Origin of the sequence: Burkholderia aenigmatica, assembly GCF_902499175.1 — a bacterium.
GTDB lineage: Bacteria > Pseudomonadota > Gammaproteobacteria > Burkholderiales > Burkholderiaceae > Burkholderia > Burkholderia aenigmatica.
Genome location: NZ_CABVQC010000037.1, coordinates 48485 through 69809, shown reverse-complemented (window position 1 = coordinate 69809; position 21325 = coordinate 48485). Strand labels below are relative to the sequence as shown.

General features: G+C 62.3%; 11 protein-coding genes. All 11 read right to left on the bottom strand.

Annotated features, from left to right (window positions below; translation table 11 throughout):
* Positions 1 to 11 precede the first annotated feature (11 nt).
* The 11 genes from BDO18943_RS24775 to BDO18943_RS24725 all read right to left on the bottom strand — a co-directional run bounded on the left by BDO18943_RS24775 (position 12) and on the right by BDO18943_RS24725 (position 21053).
* Positions 12 to 686 carry a GNAT family N-acetyltransferase gene (locus BDO18943_RS24775; protein WP_175024431.1) on the bottom strand — a complete coding sequence of 225 codons (675 nt, stop codon included), beginning with the start codon at positions 684 to 686 and terminating at the stop codon, positions 12 to 14.
* On the bottom strand, positions 683 to 2011 hold the full coding sequence (locus tag BDO18943_RS24770) for an aminotransferase class I/II-fold pyridoxal phosphate-dependent enzyme (RefSeq protein WP_175024430.1): 1329 nt from the start codon (positions 2009 to 2011) through the stop codon (positions 683 to 685). Before BDO18943_RS24770 ends, BDO18943_RS24775 begins: the two co-directional genes overlap by 4 nt.
* Before the next feature lie 64 nt (positions 2012 to 2075).
* Positions 2076 to 2993, bottom strand: coding sequence for a UDP-3-O-acyl N-acetylglycosamine deacetylase (locus tag BDO18943_RS24765; protein ID WP_175024429.1), 918 nt, complete (start codon positions 2991 to 2993; stop codon positions 2076 to 2078).
* A complete protein-coding gene (locus tag BDO18943_RS24760) occupies positions 2990 to 10621 on the bottom strand; it encodes a type I polyketide synthase (RefSeq protein WP_175024428.1) in 7632 nt (2543 codons plus the stop codon). The genes BDO18943_RS24765 and BDO18943_RS24760 overlap by 4 nt, the downstream gene beginning before the upstream one ends.
* Positions 10622 to 10624: 3 nt before the next feature.
* Positions 10625 to 12145, bottom strand: coding sequence for an LTA synthase family protein (locus BDO18943_RS24755; protein WP_175024441.1), 1521 nt, complete (start codon positions 12143 to 12145; stop codon positions 10625 to 10627).
* Between the two features lie 5 nt (positions 12146 to 12150).
* A complete protein-coding gene (locus tag BDO18943_RS24750) occupies positions 12151 to 12945 on the bottom strand; it encodes an SDR family NAD(P)-dependent oxidoreductase (protein WP_175024427.1) in 795 nt (264 codons plus the stop codon).
* Positions 12938 to 14143: a capsule biosynthesis protein gene (locus tag BDO18943_RS24745; RefSeq protein ID WP_175024426.1), complete on the bottom strand. Its 1206-nt coding sequence runs from the start codon at positions 14141 to 14143 to the stop codon at positions 12938 to 12940. Before BDO18943_RS24745 ends, BDO18943_RS24750 begins: the two co-directional genes overlap by 8 nt.
* A 910-nt stretch (positions 14144 to 15053) precedes the next feature.
* Positions 15054 to 16733: a hypothetical protein gene (locus BDO18943_RS24740; RefSeq protein ID WP_235996183.1), complete on the bottom strand. Its 1680-nt coding sequence runs from the start codon at positions 16731 to 16733 to the stop codon at positions 15054 to 15056.
* Positions 16734 to 17827: 1094 nt separating this feature from the next.
* Complete coding sequence (locus tag BDO18943_RS24735) at positions 17828 to 18373, bottom strand: hypothetical protein (protein WP_012492935.1); 546 nt, start codon at positions 18371 to 18373, stop codon at positions 17828 to 17830.
* A 255-nt stretch (positions 18374 to 18628) separates the two neighbouring features.
* Positions 18629 to 20854 carry an HAD-IIIC family phosphatase gene (locus BDO18943_RS24730; RefSeq protein ID WP_175024425.1) on the bottom strand — a complete coding sequence of 742 codons (2226 nt, stop codon included), beginning with the start codon at positions 20852 to 20854 and terminating at the stop codon, positions 18629 to 18631.
* A complete protein-coding gene (locus BDO18943_RS24725) occupies positions 20832 to 21053 on the bottom strand; it encodes a hypothetical protein (protein ID WP_143282775.1) in 222 nt (73 codons plus the stop codon). The genes BDO18943_RS24730 and BDO18943_RS24725 overlap by 23 nt, the downstream gene beginning before the upstream one ends.
* Between the last annotated feature and the right edge of the window lie 272 nt (positions 21054 to 21325).

The following is a 21325-nucleotide window of genomic DNA, read 5'->3' as shown; positions in this document are numbered from 1 at the left end:
CGCTCGCGCCGTCAGGCGCGGCGCGACAACCGCATCCGGATCGAATCGAGGTCGGCGGGCAGTCGGCGCGAACGCGCGCGCGGCCGCGGCAGTGCGGTGAACCCAAGCCGTTCGTACAGCGCGCGGGCTCGCACGTTGCGGGTCAACACGTCGAGCACGACGTCGCGGCTGCCGTCGGCCGGCAATGCGCCGGTGTCCAGCGCATTGCGAAACAGCGCGCTGAAGATGCCCGTGCCGCGCTGCCGCTCGTCGGTTGCGCAATGCGCGACGAGGATCTGCGAGCGCTTTGGCGCCGGAATTTCCGTTTCGAGGATCAACCCGCGCAACAACTGGCCAATCGCGCGGCGCACGCCAAAGAAGCGCGCCAGTGCCCACACGACATGCACGTCGTCGAACATCGTCTGCCGCCCGTCATGAATCGCCATCACGGCGAGCACGGCGCCGTCGTCGGCCATCGCGACACGATGCCGGCGCCACGAGAAGCGCCCGTGACGCGATCGGAACGCCTGCTGCAGGAAGGCGACGCAGCGCGCGTCGCTTTCGCCGAGAAAGAACCCGAATTCGGCCACGCCGGACGCAAACACGAGCGGCGCGCACGCCGCCGCGTCGGCCGCCTCGGCCGCACGAAACCGCACGCGCTCGCCGGCACGCGGCGCCGCCTGCGCGAACGCGCCGGCCAGCGTCATGCGCTGCGTCCCGCGAGACGCGACAACACGGCAACCGTCCGGCTGATTTGCTCCGGCTCGTGCGTCGAACAGATGAAGAAGCGCAGGCGCGCAGCCTTTTCCTCGACGGCCGGATAGAAGATCGGCTGCACGTTGATCCCTTCGTCGAACATCGCATTGGCCCACTGCGCGGCCTTCAGCGAGCTCCCCGTAATCACCGGCACGACCGCGAACCCGGCGCTCGTGCCCGTGTTCAGCCCGGCGGCGCGCGCTTCGGTCAGGAACTGCCGCCCGCGCGCCTGCAGTTGCGCAACGCGCTCCGGCTCGGCCTGCAGGCGCTCGAGCGCGGCCAGCGACGCTTCGGCGAGCGTCGGCGCGAGCCCGACGCTGTACAGGAAGCCCGGCGCCAGGTGGCGCAGCATGTCGACCAGCGGCTGGCAGCCGGCGATGAAGCCGCCGCAGCCGGCCAGCGTCTTGCTCATCGTGCCCATCCACATGTCGACTTGGTCGGACGCAACGCCGCAATGCTCGCGGATGCCCTTGCCGGTCGCGCCGAGCACGCCGAGCGAATGCGCCTCGTCGACCAGCAGGAAGGCACCGTGCCGCGTCTTCACGTCGACGAAGCGCTGCAGGTCGGGGAAATCGCCGTCCATGCTGTACAGCCCTTCGATCGCGATCAGCACGTGCCGGTATTCGCGGCGCACGCGCGACAGCAGCTCGTCGAGCGCCTGCCAGTCGTTGTGCGCGAAGCTCAGCCGCTTCGCGCCGCTCAGTTGCGCGCCCTGCACGATGCTGTTGTGCGCGAGCGAATCGTGGATGACCAGATCGCCGGGGCCGAACAGCGCGCCGATCACGGTCACGTTCGTTGCGTGGCCGCTCACGAACGCGACGCAATCGTCGGTCTCGTAGAACGCGGCCAGCGCGCGCTCGAGGTCGCGCTGCACCGGACGCTCGCCCGCGACCATCCGGCTCGCGGACGCCGACGTGCCATAGCGGTCGATCGCGGCTTTCGCGCGCGACGACACGGCCGGATCGCCGGCCAGGCCGAGGTAGTTGTAGTTCGCGAAGTTCAGGTATTCGCGGCCGCCGATCTGCGTCGTCGCACCGGCCACGCCGTCGTGTACGCGGAAAAACGGCGAGTCGACGCGCAGCTTCTCGCCCATCTCGCGCATGATCCGGACCTGCTGATACTGCGGCATCGATTCGAAGCGGCTGCGCGCCGATGCGGTCTGCGCGGCCAGCGTGCCGGGCACGCCCGGTGCCGCCGCCGCATCGGTCGCGCGTTCCAGTTGCCGTTTCAGGGCTTTCGCCGCCAGTTGCTGGCGAAGATGCTCTCCCAGTGCCATTGCGTCCTTCGCTGAATCTCGAAAAGACGCTATGTTACGCCGGGCAATATGAAAAAGCGTGATGTTACGCGTCAGGAAACTCGGTCCACTGCCACGCGTCGGGTGCGGCCAGCAGCGCGTCGACCAACCGGAAATTCATCTCGTGGCTCGGCCGCAGCGCGCTCACGCGCGCCAGCAGCGGCGCACCGGCCAGTGCCAGATCGCCAACCAGGTCGAGCACGCGGTGCCGGACGAACTCCTCCGGCAGCCGCATCCCGCCCAGCACGCGATTGCCGACAATGGACGCCGTGCACGACGGCCGCGCGCCGCGCAGGATCGGAACCCCGCGCAGATAACCGGCGACGATCGCGGGTACCGCCCACTTCACGCGGCCATACGAGCGCGATGGCGCAATGTCGGTCGCAAATGCGGCCGGCGTCAGCGCACCATCCCAGTGCATGTCGCCGAAGCCGCGCAGGTCGTTGCGCACGCTCAGTTCGTAACGCGGCGCCGGTTCGATCCGCATTTCGCGCCGCTGGTCGCCCTCGCCGTCCGTGACGACGAGGGGCCGCAGCACGCGGATGAAACGTTTCGGCGCATCGAGCGCGACGCGGCCGCACGCGCGGATGGCCTCCACCCACGGCGCGGCGCTGCCATCGAGAATCGGCACTTCCTCGGCATCGATCTCGACGATCGCGTGATCGATCTCGCACGCGAGCAGCGACGCGAGCAGATGCTCGACCGTGCGAACGCCGACGCCGTCGGCATTACGCAGCATCGTGCACAGCGGCTGGGCGCGGCGCAGCGCGGGATCGACCGGCAGCGTCGCGAGCGTGCGCCCCTGCGCGACGCGACGGAACGCGATGCCCGTCACGCCCTCTTCCGGACGCGCGGGCAGGATCCGCACGCCCACCCGGCGCCCCGTGTGCAGCCCGTGACCGTCGATCGCCAGCGGCCGCGCGAGCGTGCCCTGGCTCGTCGCCCAGCCGGACGGCGCGCTCATCGCGCGACCTCCAGCGTCGGCGACGCCTGGCCCGCCGCGGGCGCCTGCCGCGTATCGAGCATCGCACGCGCTTCGCCGTCGATCGCGTGCTTCGCAGCGAGCGCCGCGACGGCCTCCTGCGCGGCATCCGTCGCGGAACCGGCGTCCGCATCGGTCGACGCGCCGATCGAATCGACGATGCGTCCGGCCAGCGTCGTCACCGACGCGCCCTCGGCAATCGCCATCACCGACAGCTTGACCTCGAACGCTTCCTCGACCGCGAGGCCGAGCTCCATCCCCATCAGCGAATCCATGCCCATGTCGAGCACCGACTTGTCGAGCGCGATGCGATCCGGCGTCATGTGCAGGATCCGCGCGATCTGCCCCTGCAGCGTCCGGGCCACCAGCGCGATCGCTTCGTCACGCGGCAACGCCAGCACTTCTTCCCGCAGCTGCGTGCCGCCGTCGCGCGCATCGCCGCCCTTCGCATGCGATTGCAGCAGCGAATACCGGCGCGCCTTCGCGGCAGGCATCCCGCGCGCCACGGCGTGCCAGTCGAGCCGGACCACGGCTTCGCCTGCCGCGCCCGCCACCAGTGCGCGCTCGAGCGCGACCATCGCTTCGTCGGACGTGATCGACGCACCGCCGATCCTCGACTGCAACGCCTCACGCGTATCCGCGTGGCGCGCGAGGAAGCCGACGTCCTCGAGCGGCCCCCAGGCCATGAACGTGCCCGGCAATCCCGCTGCGCGACGATGTTCGACGAGCGCCTCGAGGAAGGTGTTGGCCGCGACGTAGTTCGACTGCCCCGGATTGCCGAGATAGGTCGTCGCCGACGAATAGACCACGAACAGGTCGAGCGGCAACGCGCGCGTCGCGCGATGCAGGTTCCACGCGCCGGCCACCTTCGGTGCCAGCACCGCGGCCATGCGCGCATCGTCGAGATTGCGCACGAGGCCGTCGTCGATCGACATCGCGGAATGCAGCACGCCCTTGAGCGGGATGTCGCGCCGGACGATCGCGGCAATCATTGCGTCGACTGCCGCCGCGTCGGTCACATCGCACGACACGACATCGACCGTGACGCCGAGCGTCTTGCGCCACTGCTCGACTTCCTCGCGTGCGGCAGCAGCGAGTTCGCCGGAACGGCTCGCCAGCGTCAGCCGGCGTGCGCCGCGCTCGACCATCCAGCGCGCGCTCGCGAACCCGAGCCCGCCCGTGCCGCCGACCACCAGGTACGTGCCATGCGGATCGAGCGCGAGCGAGCCCGCGCGCGTGACGCCGCGCGTCGGGGCCGGCGTGCCGGACGGATAGGTCACGAGCACCTTGCCGATCTGGCGCGCCTGCTGCATGTAGCGGAACGCATCCTCCGCCCGTTCGGCGGGAAACGCGCGATACGGCAGCGGATGCAGCACGCCTGCCTCGAACAGCGCCATCACTTCGCCGAACAGGCGCGCGGTCAGTTCCGGCAGCGCCCCCATCAACTGGTCGGCGTCGATGCCGAAATAGCTGATGTTGTTGCGGAACGGCCGCAGCCCGATATGGCTGTTTTCGTAGAAATCGCGCTTGCCGAGTTCGAGGAAACGACCGAACGGCCGCAGCGTATCGATGCTGCGCACCATGGCTTCGCCGGCAAGCGAATTCAGCACGATGTCGATGCCCTGACCGCCCGTCAGCACGCGAATCTCGTCCGCGAACGCCAGGCTGCGCGAATCGAGCACGTGGTCGGCGCCGAGCAGGCGCACGAACTCGCGCTTCTCGTCGCTGCCGGCCGTCGCGAACACTTCCGCGCCGAAGTGGCGCGCGAGCTGGATCGCGGCGATCCCGACGCCACCCGCACCGCCGTGTACCAGCACACGCTCGCCGCGACGCAGGCGCGCGAGTTCGACGAGTGCGTAATACGCGGTGAAGAACGTGGTCGGCACGGTCGCCGCTTCCTCGAACGACAGACGCTCGGGTTTCAGCGCGATCCCTTGCGCGCGCGTCCTGACGCGCGTCGCGAACGAGGCCGGCGCGAAGCCGAGAATCGCATCGCCCGGTGCGAATTCCGTCACGGCGTTGCCCACCCGGACGACGCGGCCGGACAGTTCCATGCCGATCGTCGCGCCCGCGAAGCCGGTCTCGACCGCTTCATCGGACAAGAGCCCCATCGCATACATCACGTCGCGGAAATTGAGGCCGGTCGCAGCGGGTTCGATTTCCACCTCGTCCGCGCCCAGCGGGTTTTCCGGCAACGCAAACCATTCGAGATTGCGCAACGAGCCCGGTGCATCGAACGCGAGTACGGCCGCACGCGCAATCGCGCCATCGTTGCGGGCCGCAGCCTGCGCGGCGGTCAGCATGCGCGGCACCTGCCGCCCGTGTGCGCCCAGGACGACTTCTTCCTCGACCGCTGCGCCGGTCAGTTCGCGAATCAGCGCGTCGGGGATCCGGTCTGTCGCTCGATCGACGTCGATCACGCGGCACGCGAGCTCGGGGTGCTCGTTCGCCAGCACGCGACCGAGGCCCCACAGCGTCGCCTGTTCCGGATGCGCATTCGCAGTCCCGGCGAATGGCGCGCCGCCACGCGTGACGACGGTCAGCCGCGTGGCCGCGTTCGGCTGCGCACCGAGCGCGCGAACGAGTGCCGCCAGGGCGATCACGCCGTTACGCTGCGCGGCCATCAGGCCATCCCCCGTCGCCGATTCGGCGAGCGGCGTTTCCGGCGCGCAGAACACGACATGCGCCGGCTGCCCGGCCGGTAACGATGCAATCGCATCGGCCGCATGCTTGACGTCGACGATATCGGCCGGATAGCCCGCACGCGCCAGCGCATCGGCCAGCCGCCCGCCGAAACTGCCGGCGGCGTCCGGTGCATGCATCACGATCCATTGTTCGCTGCGCGCAAGCGTATCGAGGTCGCTCGAATCGTCGCCGCGTTGCGCAACGACGGCGCTCGCGAGGTTGCGCGCGATGACGAACGTCGGCGTGCCGTCCAGATCGAGCGACTGCTCGACGTGCCGCACGACATCGACGTAGCCCGCGCGCTCGAGCGCCGCATCGAGATCCGCCGGCGCCAGCGGCACGGCCGCGTCGGCTTCCGTCGACGCAGACTGCGCGCCGAATACGATGTCGGAGAAGCGGCCGCGGCGCGACTCGGCCAGCAGCAGCAAGCCGCCCGGCGCCAGCCACGACCGCATCGCATTCAGCGCGTCGGTCACATCGTGACGGCCGCTCAACGCGCGGTTCGCGACGATCAGGTCGTAAGGGCCGGCTTCGTCGGCCGCCAGCGACAGCCGCTCGCCCGACTGCAGCGCAACCGTGCGCACCGCCGCTTCCGCATCCGTGTCGAACCCGGCCAGTTGGCCGGCAGTCGCGGCGATCGTGTGATCGCAACGCGCGGCCGCGAGATGCATGCCGAGCGTCTGCAGCACGTCGCCGTCCGTCGCGCCCAGTTCGAGCACGCGCAACCGGCGCGCCGGTTGCCATTCGTCGACGGCCTGCTCGACGCTTGCGGTCAGCAACGCGTGCACGTGCTGCCACGTCGGCGATGCGGCAAGGAGTTGTTCGACCAGGCTGTGCCCGGTCGGCGACAGCAGGCGAGCGCCATCCTTCGCGCCGCCCAGCACGTCGGGCAATGCCGCGCCGCAATGCGCGAGCAGCGTGAGCTCGGCCACGTGCCCCGGCGATTCGGCCAGCAGCCCGCGCCACAGCTCGTCGAGCGGCGGCAACGCCGCGCACGCCGCGTCGTCGCGCACGAGCAGCGCGCCATCGCGATGAGCGAGACCATCCTCGATCAGCATGTCGGCAAGACGCGCGGCCAGCGCCGCATGCCCGGCCGCCGGCTGCCACGTGCCGGCGAATGCGCCGAGCGCATCGAACGCGCGGAGCGCGTAAAGGCTCGCCAGTACGTCGAGCAGCGGCAGGATTTCGGTCAGATGCTGCGTCCGGCGACCGTCGTGCCCGGTCGCATCGAGCCGCTCGACGGCCTGCGCGAGCAGCGCGTCGGGAGCCGGCAAACCGGCTGCGTTGACGTCGCCCGGCAGCGGCACTTCTTCAAGGCGGTAGACGAAGCGCGCGGGCAGGTTCTGCCGACGGCCGACCAGATCGACGCGCCGGAACCGGCAACCGCCAAGCCGCGCGACGATCGCGCCCCGTGCGTCGAGAAATTCGAAATGCGCGACGATCGAATGCGGGCTGTGCCGGTCGATTCGCACGAGCACCCGCTCGACCGTGTCGCCACGCAGATAGTCGATGCGGCCGATCTGCACCGGCACGTAAGCCGGATGCTCACCGTCGCGCGCGTGCGCCGCAAGCAATGCGAACAGCGGATGAAATCCGCTGTCCATCAGCGCCGGATGCAGCAGATAGGCGGACACTGCCCGCGCATCGCCACATGCGGCTGGCGCGGCGACGTCGGCCAGCGCCGCGCCGTCGTCCGCGGCGACCCGCACGGTGCGGACCCAGCGGAACGCCGGCCCGTAGCCGAGGCCGATGGCCGCCGTGTTTGCGTACAGCGTGTCGCCGTCGGCTGCGGGCAGCGCGAGCAGACGAGCGAGCGCATCGGACGGCACGACGCTCGCCTCGCCGAGCGCGTTGCCGCTTTCCAGCATCCGCCCCGTTACGTTCATCGTCCACGAGCCGTCGGACATCCGGTCGCGCGTCTCGATCGTGAAGGTTGCGGTGCGCGGCTCGATCACGAGCCGGAACAGTTTCGCCTGCTGCGGCTGGAACACCACCGGCGTGCGGATCTCGACGTTTTCGAGTGCCGCATCCGGCGTATCGAAGAAGGTGCGTGCCGCAGCCAGCGCCATTTCCACGTAGCCGGCCCCCGGGAACGCCACACCGCCGTCGACGACGTGATCGGCCAGCATCGGCAGCTTCGCCGGATCGAGCTGGTTTTCCCACGCGAATGCGTGCTCATGCAGCCGATAGCCGAGCAGCGGATGCTCGCGGCGGCGATTGACGAGGCCGTAGCCTTCGACGGTCGGCGTCAGCCAGAAACGGTCGCGCTGCCACGGATAGGACGGCAATGCAGCACGCGATTCACCCGGCGCGAAGCGGTCGGGATCGACGCTCGCACCGTGCGCGATCGCCGCGAGAATCGCTTGCCGCAGCGTCGCCGCGCTGCCGTGGTCGCGCTTGAGCGTCGGCAGCGCCACGCCGGTCGCACCGGCTGCCGCGAATGCCTGCTTCACGTACGTGCGCAGGATCGAATGCGGCGAGACCTCGACGAACAGCCGGACGCCCTGCTCGATCAGATGCGCGATACCGTCGCCGAAGCGCACGGGCTCGCGAATGTTGCGCCACCAGTAGCGGGCATCGAGCTCGGTGCCGGCAAGCGCGCCGCCGGTCACGGTCGACACGAATGCGCCGTTGCCCGGCTGCGGCCGCAGGCTGGCCAGTTCGGCCAACACGACCGGCTCGATGCGGTCCATATGACTGCTGTGGAACGCGTAGTCGAGATCCAGCATCTGAAAGAACTTGCCGCTGCCGCGCAGCGCGGCCTCCAGTGCCTGCAATCCCTGCAGCTCGCCCGCGAGCGTCACCGCATCGGGGCTGTTGATGCCGGCGATCTCGACGCACCGCGCCAGCCCGTGGCGCGCGATCAGTTCGCGCGCCGCCGCGTCGCCGATGCCGACGGCCGCCATCCGGCCGCTGCCGCGCGTCATGGCCTGCGCGCGGCTGCGGATCTTGATCACGCGAACCGCGTCGGCCAGCGACAGCGCGCCCGTCACCCACGCCGCGGCAATCTCGCCGACGCTATGGCCGATCGCCGCGTCGTAACGCATCCCGCGCGCATCGATCACGCGGATCATGCCGACCTGGATCGCGAACAGCAGCGGCTGCGCGTTCTCCGTCGCGGCGAGCCATTCGGCGCCCGCGCCGGCCAGCCATTCCGCGCTCGGGCCGCCGCGCATCACGTCGACGAGCGACGGGCTGCCGTCGGCACACCACAGCGCGTCGACTTCGTCGAGCGCTGCGCGGAAAACCGCGTTCTCGGCATAGAGCTCGTTGCCCATCCCGACCCACTGGCAGCCGTTGCCCGAGAACACGAGCGCGGTGCGCACCGCATCGGCCGGCGCGTGGCCGGTCGCCACGCAGGCCGGCAGCCCTTCCGGCGCCGGCTGGGCCAGCGCCGCGAGCGCCGCGCGTCCTTCGGCCACGTCGGCCGGCGCAACGATCGCGCGATGCTCGAGCCATTGGCGACGACGTGCGGCCGCGGCGGCCAGCGCCTGCCAGTCGCCGCCGTTGTCGAGGGCCGCCAGATAGCGGCCCGCGAGTGCGCCGAGCGCGTTCGCGCTGCGCGCAGTCAGGACGAGCGGAGACAGCTGCGCGTGAATCGGCTCGGGTACGGCCGTCGACGCCTCGTTTGCAGCCGGCGCCTCGGTCAGTACGACGTGTGCGTTCGTTCCACCGAAGCCGAACGAGTTGACGCCCACCGTCAGCGGCGCGTCGCCCGCGTCGAGCGACATGTAGCGATCGACGACACGCAGACGCCCGCCGTCGAAATCGATGCCTGGATTGGGCGTGACGAAATGCAGCGAGCGCGGTACCGCGCGGTGCTTCAGGCACATCACGGCCTTCAGCAGCCCGGCCATGCCGGATGCGGTCTCGAGGTGGCCGATGTTGGTCTTGACCGAACCGATGAGCAGCGGACGATCCGCCGGGCGCTCACCGGACACGACGTCGATCAGCGCACGCGCCTCGATCGGATCGCCGACCGCCGTGCCAGTGCCATGCGCCTCGAGATACGCCAGCGACTGCGGATCGATGCCCGCGCGCGCGTACACGCTGCGCAGCAGCGACGCCTGTGCGGCCGCGCCCGGCACGCTGATGCCGCCCGGCGAATGGCCGACCGAGTTCACACCGGAGCCGGCGATCACCGCATGGATCGTGTCGCCGTCGGCGAGCGCGCGATCGAGCGGCTTGAGCAGCACGAACGCGCCGCCTTCCGAGCGGACATAGCCGTCGCCGGTCGCATCGAACGCGCGGCAACGACCGCGCGGCGACAGCATCGACGCCTTGGAGAAGCTGACGAAGCCGAACGGGTGCAGCAGCAGGTTGACGCCGCCCGCGAGCGCCACGTCGGCTTCGCCGGACTGCAGCGCCTTGACCGCCTGGTGGAGCGCGACGAGCGACGACGAGCAGGCCGTGTCGACGGACATGCTCGGGCCGCGCAGGTCGAACAGGTAGGACACGCGGTTCGACGCGATGCTCAGCGTATTGCCGGTCGCCGAATACGGATCGATCACGTTCAGATCGTCCATGTTGCGGTTGCCGTAATCCATGCTCGCGGCACCGACGAAGACGCCGCAGTTGCTGCCGCGCATGTCGGCCGGACGCACGCCCGCGTCCTCGAACGCTTCCCATGCGAGTTCGAGCAGCAGGCGCTGCTGGGGATCCATCTGGGCCGCTTCGCGCGGGGAAATGCCGAAGAACGCGGCGTCGAAGCCGGCGACGTTGTCGAGGACGCCGGCCGAGAACGTGTAGCTCTTGCCCGGTTCGCGCTTGGACGGGTGCTGGTAGAAATCGGTGCCGAACCGGTCGGCCGGGATTTCGGTCACTGCGTCGCGTTCGTCGCGCAGCAGTTGCCAGAAGTCGCCGGGGTTGTTTGCCCCCCCGGGAAACCGACACGCTATCCCAATTATTGCAATCTTACTGTTCATCTCTTATGTCGCTTTCTCGGATGCGCGCGGCTCTTCCGCACGATTTCCGTCGTCTTGTGTCACGTGCAGCAATACCGCCCCTAACTCCTCCGCCGGCAAATTTCGGCATTCGGGAGCAACTGCGCCGTAATTCCGCCAGATGAAATAATCGCTGTGTTGCGGATTTACGTCCAGTTTATGAAAAACATGAGGCAGCGCGGGAACGTGATCGCCGTAGAAACAAACGACCGTTTCACGATTGCTGGTACGCAAATGATCGAGCAATCGTCCGATCATCGCGTCCGCATTTTCAATGTGCCGCAAGTATGCTGTAAGGTCTTGCCAGGAGGCATCTTCGCCGAGAGTATGCCTTGAACACGATTCTCCGGGTAATACCTGCTCCAGATGCAGCGGGCCGTGGTTCTCCATCGTCATCGAGAAAATGAAGCGCGGGCGGCCGCCAGGCGCATCGAGCGCGGCAATAATCGCATCCGTCACCGCGTCATCGGAAACATAGGGCCCGGAGCGGGACGCCGCCGCAAAATGTTCGATATCGAGGAATTGCTCGAATCCAAGCATGGGGAATACGCGATTGCGCCCGAAGAAGTCCGCATAGTACGGGTGAATCGCAAGTGTTTCGTAATTTCCGCGCCCGAACCAGCGGGCAAGCGATGCGCAGACACTGCGCACAAAAGTGTAAGGATAGAAACGCGCATACCCCAACGCCGCCTGGGGCACGCCCGTCAACACCGCAAATTCGGTGCGCATCGTGTTTGCCCCCCAGGCCGGCACGGTCAACTTGCCGTGGCACACCGACTCGCGCCGCGCCTCATCGAAGCGCGTGTACACCGCCGAATCCACCGCCCCGCTGACATGGCGCACATCAAAGTACGACTCGCTCTGGATCACGATGACGTCGGGACACTTCACCGGCTCGCCGGTCGCAAACGGACTGGATTCGTTGGCACGCGCGAACGAGTCGAACGTCGCGGGACGCAGACCATTGAGCAGATAAGCCACGAACACAGCAAAAAAGCCGTGGCGCTGCTGATCGGCTATCGGATCAAGCGTCAGCGGCAGACGGGCGGCAAGCCCTCGGCACAGTAAGAATGTGACTCCGGGGGCAATCGCGAAAGCCAGCCATGGGCGCGGAGAGATAGCGGGCTCGGACAGGTAACCAATCAGCACGATCAACACGCCCGCCACGATTGCAATCACCTTGTCGAGGCTCAGGAACGGCAAGTAGAGCCGCGGGTGCGAAAACAACTGGCTGAACAGGCTTAGATCGGTAAAGACAAAGGGTTCGCGCAAGGATTCGTATTTCGCGTTGCTGACTATCTCGACCAAGCCAACGAGTGCGATCGCGACGAACGCGGAAAAAATCGGACGGGCGGTGACGAAGAGGAGCAGCGACGCGATGAACAGAACTGCGAGCGCACGGACGAATGCCCCGGCAAGCGAACGACGCTGCGGGAAACGGGGCACTGCGATGCGATCGGGCGCGAACGACAGGACAGCGGCGGCAATACATGTCAGCCAGGGCATCGCAGTCACTTGACGTCCTCCTCCCTGGGAAAATAAGACAACTTGTCGAGAATGGCGTCGGCGAGTGACGGCGGCAACAGCGGCAACAAGCGCATTCCGAACGCCAGCAGGCCGGGAAACGCAACTTCGGTGCGTCCGGCTTCAAGTTTGCGACGGATATATGACGCTGCCTTGTTCGCTGTCCAGAGAAATGGCTTGTCGCCGGGAAATACGTCGCTCATCGACGTTTCAACGAATCCGGGCAAGACCACCGACATCCGGATGCCATTGCGCTTGAGCAACGGCCTGACGGAATCGGCATACGCCTTGATCGCAGACTTGCTCGCACAATAAGCCGGCGAGATCGCCATCCCGCGCAGCGCGGCCAGCGACGCGACCATCGCGACATGGCCCTGCTCTCGCTCGCGCATCCGGTCGATGACAGGCAACACGGCATGCAGGGCGCCGTAAAAATTCGTGTCGACTACCCGCGCCGTGCGCTCCAGCCCCTCCCAGTCGTTCTTCGTGGCAAGCGTACTCGCCACACCTGCGTTCGCGATCAGCAGATCGATCGGATAGGTCTCGTCGAAGCCGTCAAGCCACGCTTTTGCGCTGTCGGCGTCGCGCACGTCAAACTGCCCTGTAACAACGACCGCGCCGCGTGTACGGCATTCCGAGGCACTTGCGTCGAGCCGCTCGATATCGCGGCCGACGAGACCGAGCACGACACCCGGCCGGGCGTAAGCCAGCGCAAGCGCACGGCCGATACCGGCGCTTGCGCCGGTGATGACGACATGACGTGGTTGAGCAAGGCTACCCATGCACCTCCTCCACACGGGCGACGACCCCCGCCACGGCCATCTCGATACCGGACTTCGTGTAGAAATCACCGTTGATTTGCGTGTGATGCATCACGTAATCGAGAAAGGCGCGATAGAGATGCATGTCCGGGCCGTCCGCCTGCGTCCAGAAATCGTCGAGACTACCCTGCCAGGTCAAGCCGGGTATCGCGTAAATCGCCGTGCCAAGCGCGATCAAGGGTCGCTCGTGGTGCAACGCGGACAAACCCACGGTGCTATTGACGACGACGACCCCACGGGCATGGTCAAGCAAGGTGGGAAGATGACCGGCATCGATAAATTGCAGGCGCTGGTCGATGCCGAGTTCCCGAGCCAGTGTCGCTGTGAATTCCTTGTAGGCGATCAGGCCCGTGTCCAGCGGATGGTTCTTGATGACAAGCCACGCGTGAGACGGGGCGTAGCGGGCAAATGAACGCAATACGGCCGAAATGGCAGCGCAAATGCCGTCGAATGGGGAATGCGCGACGATCTGCGCGTCGGAGTTCAGTTGAAGCGGGAACAGGTAATACTCTCGCTTCTCGTCCAGCAATTCCCTGACGACCCGATCGGCCTCCCAGGCATGAACGCGCGACTGGGCGGCGCGATAGGCCAGACCAGCGTATTCCTGGAAACCATTTTTGGGGCGATGGCTCCGGTAGTACGGAAACCGGCGGGCATGCAACGCGTTCGCCAGACGGTAGGCGATATCGTGGTACACGCGTACCTTCAGGTTATAGCCGGTCGGGTGGCCAAAGCCCGCGGGCGGGACATGCTTGCGTTGGTCGCGATACCAGTCCGGGTCGCGCGGCAGCAACGAGCGACCATTGACGCCGTGATGCTCCATCGTGATCCAGTGGGGACGAACATAGCCCTCCTCGAAAACGTGTACGCGCAGGCCGAGATCCTGAACGACTGCATGTATCGGTCGATGGATTTCGCGGCAATCGCCAAACAGGAAGACATCGGTAAAGTCGTTGGCTTCGACGATGTGACGGTACCAGGCCGACAAGCCTTCCGCCTTGTCACAATAATTCCAAGCCGCGCCCCCACCGGCGTAGGCCAGGTCGCCGCCACAAAAATTGACGCGGGTCACATGGTGGCCGCGGCTGCCAAGAACATGCGCGAGCTGGCTGAAAAAAGGGGACGCCGTGCCTTGCAAGGCAAGGAAAGAACGACTCATAGATCAACTATGCAGTAATGGAAAAACCGGCAAACATCGCCATCCAGGCAATATCAATGGGTGCGTTCGGTGAACCGGCATCTTGCCGAGTCGTGTCGATCTTGGTGGAGATCAGTGAGTTGACGCGTCTCACCTTTCAACTTGCCGCTGTTCATCGATTGTCACATTGAGAGATGGCTATTTTTATTCGGAGAGTTGTAGTGGATCTGTAAGTGGAGCGCCACTGCCAGGCTGTGGATGTGACGGCAAGCAGCGCCCTGAAGTATGCCTTATTCCGCCCCTGAGCCGTTAGGGCTGCACGCACTATCGCTCACCGCAACCGGGCATCGGGCGTGGCAGAGCGCCCTGCAGTCGGGTTAATAGATATCTTTGTCTCATTTGCGTCACATCCTGGCGAATGCATTACCAGACGCCGACTCGCAAACGGAGTGGCGAGGGACTCATCAGGTGCATGACAGAGGACCGGCCAGCATTAGAATTGGGCGGCACTGAAGCCGCCGCCCCGGGGTATCGACACCCCTACCGATTGGCTTCCACACTCGTTCTTATGACGATTGCAAGCCATTGACCCGTGCCAGCCAGCGGGAACGAGAGCGGCCTCTCGAAATATCCGTAGCGGCAAGATTCCAGCGTCGACGCAACACACTGGCCGCATCGCCCGGCAGATGCGGGCGTTGCGCGCGGTCGTCTCGTGGACGCCACGCCGTGCGATGCGGGCTTGGGCGTGGTGACGCACACCCTCGCCCTTCCGCAAACGCTTATTCAACTGGTGCGGCCGACAACGAGATCGAGATCGCGCATGACATTTGAAGGCGCACTGACCAGGGGCTGGTGATCGCCGCAAAACGCTCTGACAGGATCATGAAATCCCGATGCGCCCAGCTCGCCAGGACACTCGCCCCCCCTACCGCTACACCGCAATCAATCGCCGCCAGAATCGCTTGGTCTTCCCGATTCCCTTGATAACAGGCCGCCACGCCCTGGCCAGCGGAAGCACATCGCGCAAGGCCATGGGCCCTTCGTCCAACCGCAACTCGTTAAAAAGACGGTTCCGTTGAGAACTCAATTCATCATGTCTGCGCGAGAGATCGGCGTAAGATTTTTGTAATTCTTCTAGCGCCAGGATGGTCGCAGCATTTTCAGCAAGCGCGTTGTCTCGAGCTTCCGAGATCGTCGCCAGTTCCTGCCGGTGACATTCGCTTGCAATACGCGCGTTTTCGATCTCGCGAGCCGATATGGATTCCCGCTCGGTCACAAGATTATTGAGAGACGAATGAAGGGCGTCCCGATCATGCACCAAGCTATGGCGCTCTTGAATCAGCCCGTCTCGCTCGTGGATCAGCGCATTTCGTTCATGAATCAGCCCGTCCCGCTCGTGGGTCAGCCCGCTTCGCTCGTGGATCAGCCCGTTTCGCTCATGAATCAGCCCATCCCGTTCGTGGGTCAGCCCGTTTCGCTCATGGACCAGCCCGTCACGCTCGTAGATCAGCCCGTTTCGCTCATGAATCAGCCCATCCCGCTCGTGGGTCAGCCCGTTTCGCTCATGGACCAGCCCGTCACGCTCGTAGATCAGCCCGTTTCGCTCATGAATCAACCCATCCCGCTCGTGCACCAACCCGTCGCGCTCATGGATCAGCCCATCCCGCTCGTGAACCAACCCCTCTCGCTCATGGATCAGCCCATCCCGCTCCTGAACCAATCCGTCCCGCTCTGAATGAATAGCCAGGCGGCGGCTTGCTCTTTCCCTATATATATTGAATGTGACTTCCGAGATCAGATCATCGCTAAACCTCATCAGCCCCATTAATTTGTAAGCCGCGTAATCGTAAAACTCTTCGATCGGGTGAAATTTCGCCTCACCATACGGGGCATCAAAAGATGTGATAGAAAAACGCCCGTTCAAGTCAAGAACGTTCAATTTCGCCATCAAACCATCAATTTTCTTCCAAAGCAGATCAACCCACCAATTGATTTCGGAGGATTCCGGATCGCCTAATCCGGTTACGCCTTCGCCAGTGATTTTATTGACGCAAGTTCGCCGCTTCATAATAATAAGCGGGACACCGATCTCTTCGGATAAAGCAATGAGATCTTTCAGATAATGGAGATAAATCTCCAGATACTGATGGCTTGTTGGAGAAATCCTGGTCCAACTACCGTCCATGAACCCGTCCGGCCATTTCCAATGCGGGCCCAGCGCCCCCGACTCCATGTCGGATATAATGCAGCCGTCTTTCTCGTAATAATCGTTGGTGAAATCGCTCGTCGGATCGAAAAGCAAAAACTCGTACGAACCCTTTTTGAGTTTGTGGAGTGCCTGCTTCGTCAGCTCGAAATTGATCCGCTCAGACAACTGGTGCTCGGAGGATCCGAAGTACGTGCGCCCGTCAACTTTATTCGACATCAAACAAGGCACACTTACACGCCACAGATGGGTAACATCCGCCAACCGGCTCATTCTTCCAGCAAGAACCTCGGTAACGCACCCTCCGATGCTCAATATTTTGGGCTTTCGCAAAACCGAGACTGGAGCCTGCCCGGCTTCGGTAATATCGGTCCCACCCACTCGAAAAATTTCGCTGATGCTCATGATCTCTTGATTGCCACGATCGCGCCGGCTGGAGCGACACATTCGTGGTCACCCCCCCCTTTCGGCCGCAGCAGCACAACTCGACCGTCAGACGAATCGGGCTGCCTACAGGCTTATACTTTCCATACAGAAAACCTTACAATTTGCATATATTGACACATCAGATCGAGATTTCTCGACAAATAAGAAAGAAAACAAAACAAACACCGGCACCGACGTTGCAATTAAGCCACGCCGATACGAAATGCACGCCACACTCCTTGACAGGCGCAAATTGACCGGAATGAAAGATGAGCAGGGCGAAATTCACAATCGCCCCTGTATAGGCATGAATCGTCAGACTCGATTCAATCTCCGACGACCTGGGATGCTGATACCGAACGCGGGATTCGACCGCCAAGACCGGCCAGAAACGGATCCTGGTCAGGCCTCGGGCGCAAATTTCCGGACAGCGGGCACGACCGTTGCCATGTCCGACAGGTTCAGAAGATGCAATTCAGATGCCTCATCGACGGAAGTATCGTGAGACCTGGTGACCTATGGAATGCGGGTTGATGCTCGCGACCGGACTCAATTACATACAAACCACTTCGATCATCAGTAAAAACATGACGCGAGCGCTTGCACCAATTGAAGCGTGTCCGCACGGAGCCGGATTCGGAATCTGAAGACCCCACCGACAAACGTTTGCGCAGCCGGCAAAAAAAACGGCAGCGGTAGGAACACGTTTGCCGGGCATACTAAGGAAGCCACATGAGTAACGGCGGAACGGATTCAAACCATCCCGCACCATCCAAATAGTGCGCCAATCTTGCCGGTAGTTCGCGAAACTGAATCGAATCAAATCGATCATGACGCGTCGCGAAAATTGGCGATCCGTCGAAATCCCACCGAATCCCGCAATATACAAGGTCGCAACTTGTCGCCGCTCACGCAGCTCAGAATACGCAAACAAGGGAGGGAAATCAGGAGTAGGCCCATCAAACCCGGCGAACCACCTTCCCCGTCACCGACCGGATATCAGCCCGATTGCCACATCTTTTGTTTTTTATCTCAAAAATTGGCAACGCTCAGCCGATCTCCAGCCCTCGAATTTATTCAAAAGGTCGCTTCACCGACATGCCAAGCTTCTTTAAAAGAGAAAAATCAAGAACATCTGCCTTTCTCTTTCCGAGAGACTCAACCTGGTAAACCTCCAGGGATTTGAACGCCAGCCCAAGTGCACGCTCATCGTCGCTCTTTTCAAGCTCCGACGGTCGCGTAGCGTGATGAATCAGGAACTCCAATGTAATACCATTCGACGCGTCCGACTCCGCAGGCCTGAAGAATATTTGCTCCTGCACCCACATATTCTTCTCGGCAAACGTCCATCCGGCAGCTCTAACACCGTTCGCAAAGAGGTCAACCTTCTGCTCTTTCACGGTAGGCGGGACGAATGCCGAAATGTTGATATCAATTCTCATGAGCGTTCGCGGAGCAAGCGCGTGCCCGGGCACGACAAGCCTCACCACCGACTCCTTGGACCAACGCCCAAACGACTCGGCAAACGACAGGCCCTCACAAGCGATCGAAACAGGATCTTTGGAAAAATCAGCAACCAAAGTTTGCCTTATTTTCCCCGGAACAACATCGGACCGCATAACACATTCCCCTTCAAATTAAGGTACAAAACTCGACAAAGTCATCAAATGCTGACTTAACTCCGACGAGCCACTATCTCGAATCGCCTCGCCCAAAGCATCGAGCGACCCGTTGACAACGGGTACATCATTGAATCACGTCGTTCGTGAAGTCGGTGGCACGCCCGCATTCGAGGATGCGTAATTCTGCACCATCCCGACCGAGACCGCGAGTGCAATCTGCTGACACACGTTGAAAATAAGTAAAATTCAACATTATGGCGATAATGTAAGCGCGATCCATGCCGGAAGTTCCGGAACTGCACCACCATGGCACACGCCGTCACGGTCATGAAACCCTGCATCCGAGAAATAGTTCCGGCAGGTCACATTTCTCTCGGTAACCTTACGAATAGCTTTCACTTCGTCATGGTTAGCGAGTAACCGAGTCATCACAAAGTTTAACAATGCCACCTCAACACCCAAGCCGAAGACGCGACAAGACATTACCACTTGCTCAATGATACTGTCGCGAATCACTGCGACCGCCACTATCCCGTGCCCCGCATGTTTATCCACCATGTCAAAAGCAAGGAACTCCCCACCCGCAGCGAACAGCGCCTCGCACTCCTGCTCGGTCCAACGCTTTCCGGTCGTGTTGAATTGATTCGTCTTATTTAACAATTCGAATGATCTGACGTATTTTGCATCACTGCGACGATTAATTACTCCTGGCTTTACCCGGATCTCCAGGGATTGCAAATAGGCCTGACGATCCACGCCTCGAGAATTGAGCTCTCGATCGATCTTTGCTCGAATCAGCCCTGTACGCGCCTTCGACTCATCTGTCACGACCGACACCTGCGTTTCTGGCGAATAATGAAGAATCATCCTCCATCGACGCTGATCGCCCGTGAGCATCCGCATCTCCGGGAACGCCCGCCTGACCTCGTCCAGCTCTGCCGGATTATCATCGATAAATAGCACATTCTGCGGAAGCACGTTGACTTCTCGCAGAATCTCCTTGATTGAATCGGACTTCGCCCCCCAATTCACCTTAATCGAGCAAAAATCCTCGAGAGATATACGACTCCCCCAAACCCTTGAAAAATTCTCAAGAATAAATTTCTCGTCATTCTTACTTGATATAGCCAATAGAATGCCTCGCCTCTTGCACTCCAGGAGTGCTTCCGCGTATCCAAGAGGCCAACCTTCGACGAGCGACGCACTGACAATCTCATCCTCCTCGGCCAAAACCCCTTTCCACAGGGTATTATCAAGATCGGTGACAATCAGTTTTATCGGATTTTTTGATTTCAAAACCCTTAGCGCCTGATCAACGCGTGAAATCAATGCCAGATAAAACTCCGAGCTATCGTTGGCAGCATGAGTAAAATGATTGAAATACCCGTCGTAGCTGAACATATCACCATAATGCTGGCGAAGGTCATTTAACTCAACATAGTACCCGTCAGGAGTATGATCCAGAATCTCGGCCAGGCGATCGTTCATGGAACGAACGAGCACATACAAAGATGTTTTTCGATTATTCCAGAACACCCCCCTGTGACTCGCTATCGGCTCGATAAATGAAGTGAAGAAGACAGGTACACCCGCCGGAAGGGCCGACATGAACTTGTTTACAAGTTTCTCCAGGAGTTCGCCGGCATCTCTCAATATGGACGCCTGCTCCTCCTCCGACATCTTCACATGCATCAAGTCATCCTCGTGGCGAGAGATGACTTGGTACAGGACAAAACGCAATGTCAACTGGACCAGGACCGCATCGTAGTGTTGCCCTGAAATATCCGGAATTTCATTGGGCAACCACGAATTCATTAAAAAATGATCCGCCTTGTGCGAAGTATTGCGGACAATATCCGTCAGCATTTCCGCCGTACATGTTCCGATAACAGCGAAATGTTTTGATTCGCCCTCGTCCAAATCCAATTCGCTTGGAAACATCCATTTTGGATCTGGGCGCATCCTCGTGTTCCCCGACGGGTACCACGCCCCCGTTAGGAGTCCAAGATCAAGGACATCACCATCGACATGCTCTCCCGCCTCGATTTGATAAACATCCAGCGACTTGAGCGCAAGGCCAAGTGAGCGAGAATCGTCAAGCGAATGATCGACATCCATCGGCCTGGTTGGATGATGGATAATAAATTCGAGGGTTACCCTACCCACCCCACCATCCTTCGGCACCTTAAAATAGATGCTCTCTGTCTTATTCTTATTATCTTCGTTAAAAGACAATGTCTTTGCCCTAACACCATTTAGCAAAACATCGGCCCTTTGACACCCAACACTCGGAGATATGAATGCCGAAACATTCACCTCGATCTTCATGACGGCACGGGTAGAGACAATTTCGGCCGGCAGGCCAACCTTGGCGATCGTTCCATCGGTCCATCGACCGAACGACTCGGCGGAACATATACCACTGCTTGTACACGGTAACACTTCATCCCGAAAATCAATCCTCAGAACTCGCATCATTTGCTTTCTCGCTCGGATTTCTTTCAGTTTTTTCGGAATACGCCACAGTCGCATGATCAATAGATTTGTCAAATTTTCTTAATTTTACTAAAAACAATCCACGCCGCTGAACATCTGTCTCGACGCCTGGATCACCGACGACGACCAAGCCTCCCTCCCCCTTCACCATTCTCGCGTCGAACTTGTGCATCTTTTCCATCGTCACCCTCTACGCCATCGGATTCTAACCTTGAAGAGAAATTACGATAAAGATTGGCGTTTTTCCCAATTCGAAGCCGAACTGGAATTCGCGATATTACGATGTGACACCCAGCGGCATGCTCTCGAAACCACTGATCTTGACTAAGACGTTGCCCGACCACTTTGCCCAGTTTTTGCAGCTATACCGTGTCGAACTCGAGGAGATAGCCACGCGCACGGTTACGGCTCACCGAACCCTGACGAGTGTGGCGCTAGCTGTCGGCCGCAACA

Coding starts and splice junctions, on each gene's coding strand:
- BDO18943_RS24775 (WP_175024431.1), bottom strand. CDS start 686: ATGACGCTGGCCGGCGCGTTCGCGCAGGCGGCGCCGCGTGCCGGCGAG.
- BDO18943_RS24770 (WP_175024430.1), bottom strand. CDS start 2,011: ATGGCACTGGGAGAGCATCTTCGCCAGCAACTGGCGGCGAAAGCCCTG.
- BDO18943_RS24765 (WP_175024429.1), bottom strand. CDS start 2,993: ATGAGCGCGCCGTCCGGCTGGGCGACGAGCCAGGGCACGCTCGCGCGG.
- BDO18943_RS24760 (WP_175024428.1), bottom strand. CDS start 10,621: ATGAACAGTAAGATTGCAATAATTGGGATAGCGTGTCGGTTTCCCGGG.
- BDO18943_RS24755 (WP_175024441.1), bottom strand. CDS start 12,145: ATGCCCTGGCTGACATGTATTGCCGCCGCTGTCCTGTCGTTCGCGCCC.
- BDO18943_RS24750 (WP_175024427.1), bottom strand. CDS start 12,945: ATGGGTAGCCTTGCTCAACCACGTCATGTCGTCATCACCGGCGCAAGC.
- BDO18943_RS24745 (WP_175024426.1), bottom strand. CDS start 14,143: ATGAGTCGTTCTTTCCTTGCCTTGCAAGGCACGGCGTCCCCTTTTTTC.
- BDO18943_RS24740 (WP_235996183.1), bottom strand. CDS start 16,733: ATGAGCATCAGCGAAATTTTTCGAGTGGGTGGGACCGATATTACCGAA.
- BDO18943_RS24735 (WP_012492935.1), bottom strand. CDS start 18,373: ATGCGGTCCGATGTTGTTCCGGGGAAAATAAGGCAAACTTTGGTTGCT.
- BDO18943_RS24730 (WP_175024425.1), bottom strand. CDS start 20,854: ATGATGCGAGTTCTGAGGATTGATTTTCGGGATGAAGTGTTACCGTGT.
- BDO18943_RS24725 (WP_143282775.1), bottom strand. CDS start 21,053: ATGGAAAAGATGCACAAGTTCGACGCGAGAATGGTGAAGGGGGAGGGA.